We start from the raw sequence: 3419 nt of genomic DNA, 5'->3' as shown, positions 1-3419 counted from the left end.
CGATCAGCCCACACCCGCGGCGGGGATGGGCCGGCGGGGGGGGGGGAAGGGGTCGGCGATGAGCCCGTCCCGTCGCTACACGTCCTCGCCGTCGAGCAGGCCGTTGCGCTGGGCCCAGAGGGCGGCCGAGGTCCGGTCGTAGACCCCGAGGGTGGCGAAGATCCGGGTGAGGTGGGCCTTGACGGTCTTCTCGCTGAGCTGGAGCCGGCGGGCGATGCTCTTGTTCGGCAACCCGACGGCGACCAGCGCCAGCACCTCCCGCTCCCGGGGGCTGAGCTCCTCCCCGCGACGAGGTCGGTCCCGCCCGCGCTGGGGCAGCAGGGCCAGCGCCGCGCGGGGCGAGATCGGGGCATGCCCTGCGACGGCCTCCCGGACTGCGTGGACGAGGTCGTCCGGCTCGGAGTCCTTGAGCAGGTAGCCCACCGCCCCGGCCTCCAACGCGGCCAGGACCCGCGCCTGCTCGGCGAAGGAGGTGAGCACGACGACGCGGGCGTCGGGGCAGCGGGTCACCACCTCGCCGGTGGCCTCCACACCGTCCATGCCGGGCATGGACAGGTCCATCAGCACGATGTCGGCCTGCCCGTCGGCCGCCGCGTCCGCGGCGAGGGCCCCGTCGGCCACCGCGCCGACGACCTCGATGTCGGGGACGCTGGCGAGCACGCCCGCCAGGCCCTGGCGGATCAGCGGGTGGTCGTCGACGATCAGGATCCGGATCACCGCAGCACCCCGGCCGTCGAGCGCTCGTCGCCGGCGTCGGGTGCGGCCTGCTCGGGGAGGAGGAGGGTGACGGTGGTGCCGTCGCCGACGGCTGACTCCACCGTCAGCCTGCCGCCGCGCTGGTGCACCAGGGCAGCCAGCAGGGTGAGACCGACGCTGCCGCGCCGTCGCGCCGACTCCGCAGACGGGTCGAAGCCCCGCCCGTCGTCGGTGAGCTGCAGCTGCAGCCAGCCGTCCTGCTCGGCCACGAGCAGCCGGACCCGCGAGGCGCCCGAGTGCCGGATGACGTTGCGGATCGCCTCCTGGGCGGCGCGGTAGACGAGCGACTCGCCGGTCTCGCTCAGCGTGTCACCCACCTCCACGTCCAGCTCGACGTCGATCCCGCGCGCCTCGAGCGTGGCGGTGAGGTCGGTCAGGGTGGCCCGCAGTCCCTCGCTGTGCAGGGCGGGCGGTGTCACGGTGACGATCAGGCTGCGCAGCTCGCGCACCCACCGGCGCAGGTTGCGGGCGGTCTCGGTGATGGTGTCGGCCAGCTCCGGCTGGCCTGCTGACCGGGTGCGGTTCGCCGCGTCGGTCAGGGTGTAGCTGGCGCCGGTGAGCCCCTGCACCACGCCGTCGTGGAGGTCGGAGGCGATCAGCGTGCGCTCCCGGTCCGCTGCCGCGAGCGCCGTGACGAGCAGCTGCTCGCGCTCCTCCTGGACGCCGTACAGGCTGCGGGTCAGGCGGTAGGCGAACCCGATCTTGGCCAGGTAGAGCAGGGTCAGGGCGAGCACGAAGCTGGGCAGCAGGGTCAGCCAGACCGTCCGGCCGGTGAACCAGACCGCCTCGTACGGCTGGCGGGTCTGCAGCAGGAGCGCCTGGTCCGAGGGCGAGCGGACCCCGACGCCGACCACCAGGGACTGACCCTCGCGGTCGCCGAGCAGACGGGTGGGGTCGGAACCCTCGTCACCGTCGGCGGTGGCGACCGCGGTGCCGTCGTGCAGGGCGTCGAGCTCGCCCGCGGTGAGCGGCTGCCGCTGGCCGAGGGAGGAGCTGTCGGTCGCGTAGACCACGATCCCCTGCTCGTCGACGATCCGCACCTGGTCGATCGGCGCCACGAGCACCCGCTCGCGGATGACCTGGTCCAGGGTCTCGTCGACGTCGGCCGGGTCCAGCGGGGTACGGGGGAGGGTGGGCTGCACGACCCGCGAGGCGAGCAACGTCGTGGTCACCTCGGCGTCCCGCACCGCCTCCTGGAGGGCGGCGTGGCGCTGGGCCAGCGCCAACCCCACCCCGCACAGGACGAAGGCGCCGAGAGCCACCAGCATGTACAGCACCACCACACGCGCGATGGAGCCCGGCCGCGACGACTCTCGTCGACCACCGAGGGCGCGGCGGGGACGTCGACGGGGCGGTCGAGGGAGCCCGGGCCGCTGCGTCGTCGTCGACGAGGTGGCGGCCGGGTCCCGGTCGCTCCCGTCCGCACCGGTCGTCATCGGCGAAGAGGTCGGTGTCGAGCAGGCGGTTCTGAGTTGAACACGATGGCCTCCGTCCAGTGGGGAGTCTACGAGGTCCGGCACCTGGGGACGGTGCGGTGCCGAGGGGCACGGAACATCGGCCGACGTGGGCGGCCGGTGGTCCTAGGACCACCACGACGTCGGCGTGCGAGCGAGGGAGGGTCGCGGACCGCGCATGCTGCCGGGGCGGCGGACGTCGCGGACGACGACCCGCTCGCCCCAGGTCCTAGGACCGTCGGGTCCAGATGGGTGGATCCAGCGTGGTGGCCCGGAAACACCTCCTCGGCCGGTCCCGATGGTCCAGTCGACCTGGGGGCCCCGCCCCTGTCACCTTCGATACAGGTCCCCGCTGCTGACAGCAGTCGGGAACCTCATGGCGAAGAAGTCGGGTACCGGCTCCGCCACCACCGCGACAGCAGTCGCGGTCTAGCAGAGGAGACCCCATGAGCACGCCCAACGCACCCCGCGGTCAGATGGATCTCGGCGTCGACCAGCCCCGCCGGCTGACGACCGAGACCAAGGCCGCCTTCAAGACCACCGAGTTCATCTTCTACGTCCTCGTCTCCGCGGCCGTGCTCATCGCCGCTGCGGTCACCGACAACGGCGACGACGGCCAGGGCTTCGGCGTGGAGCAGGCGTGGCTGTACGTCTCGCTGCTCACCATCGGCTACATGGTCAGCCGCGGTCTGGCCAAGTCGGGCAGCCGCGAGCGCTACGACTCCTGACCTCACGCAGCGCCTCCCCGCAGACACCTGCGGGGAGGCGCTTCGTCGTCGGTGGCGGCTCCGGCTGCCGGACGTCCAGTCGGCCGGTCAGCGGGTGACGCGCTCCCAGCCGTCGTCGGCCACCAGCCGCCAGGGGGCGTCGGTGGTCTGGCGCCAGCGCACCTGCACCCGTCCGCTGGGCAGCGCGGCCTCCGCGTGCTGCCACTGCCGCAGTCCGCTGGCCGCGTACGGGCCCGTCACCGGTGTCCCGTCCAGGCTCCACGGCAGCGGTGCCCAGGTCTCGCCGGAGTCGGTCGAGACCTCCAGGTGCAGCGGGTCGGTGGACTCGACGTCGACCAGCGTCTCGAACTCCATCGGGCGCGAGTGTGGCCAAGACGTCGCAATGGGCAGCGGCTGAGCGACGATCAGCCCACACTCGCGGCGGGCTGCGGGGCTGCGGGGCTGCGGGGCGGCGGGGGCGCGGGCTCAGCGGGGGAGGAGG

4 protein-coding genes are annotated in these 3419 nt (G+C 73.5%); 1 reads left to right on the top strand and 3 read right to left on the bottom strand.

What is annotated here, in order from left to right; genetic code table 11:
- Nucleotides 1–75: 75 nt before the first annotated feature.
- A complete protein-coding gene (locus DVA66_RS18430) occupies nucleotides 76–717 on the bottom strand; it encodes a response regulator (RefSeq protein WP_114127400.1) in 642 nt (213 codons plus the stop codon).
- Complete coding sequence (locus DVA66_RS18425; protein WP_198671934.1) at nucleotides 714–2039, bottom strand: sensor histidine kinase; 1326 nt, start codon at nucleotides 2037–2039, stop codon at nucleotides 714–716. Before DVA66_RS18425 ends, DVA66_RS18430 begins: the two co-directional genes overlap by 4 nt.
- 617 nt (nucleotides 2040–2656) lie before the next feature.
- Here DVA66_RS18425 and DVA66_RS18420 point away from each other — a divergent pair.
- Nucleotides 2657–2938, top strand: a complete 282-nt coding sequence (locus DVA66_RS18420) for a hypothetical protein (protein WP_114561341.1) — start codon at nucleotides 2657–2659, stop codon at nucleotides 2936–2938.
- Nucleotides 2939–3025: 87 nt separating this feature from the next.
- Here the strand turns inward: DVA66_RS18420 and DVA66_RS18415 are convergent, their stop codons facing one another.
- Entirely contained in the window at nucleotides 3026–3292 is a 267-nt protein-coding gene (locus DVA66_RS18415; protein WP_114561340.1) for a hypothetical protein, read from the bottom strand.
- Nucleotides 3293–3419 lie beyond the last annotated feature (127 nt).

This window comes from Desertihabitans aurantiacus (genome assembly GCF_003344635.1).
Taxonomy (GTDB): Bacteria; Actinomycetota; Actinomycetes; order Propionibacteriales; family Propionibacteriaceae; genus Desertihabitans; species Desertihabitans aurantiacus.
This window is presented reverse-complemented; position numbering and strand designations above follow the sequence as displayed.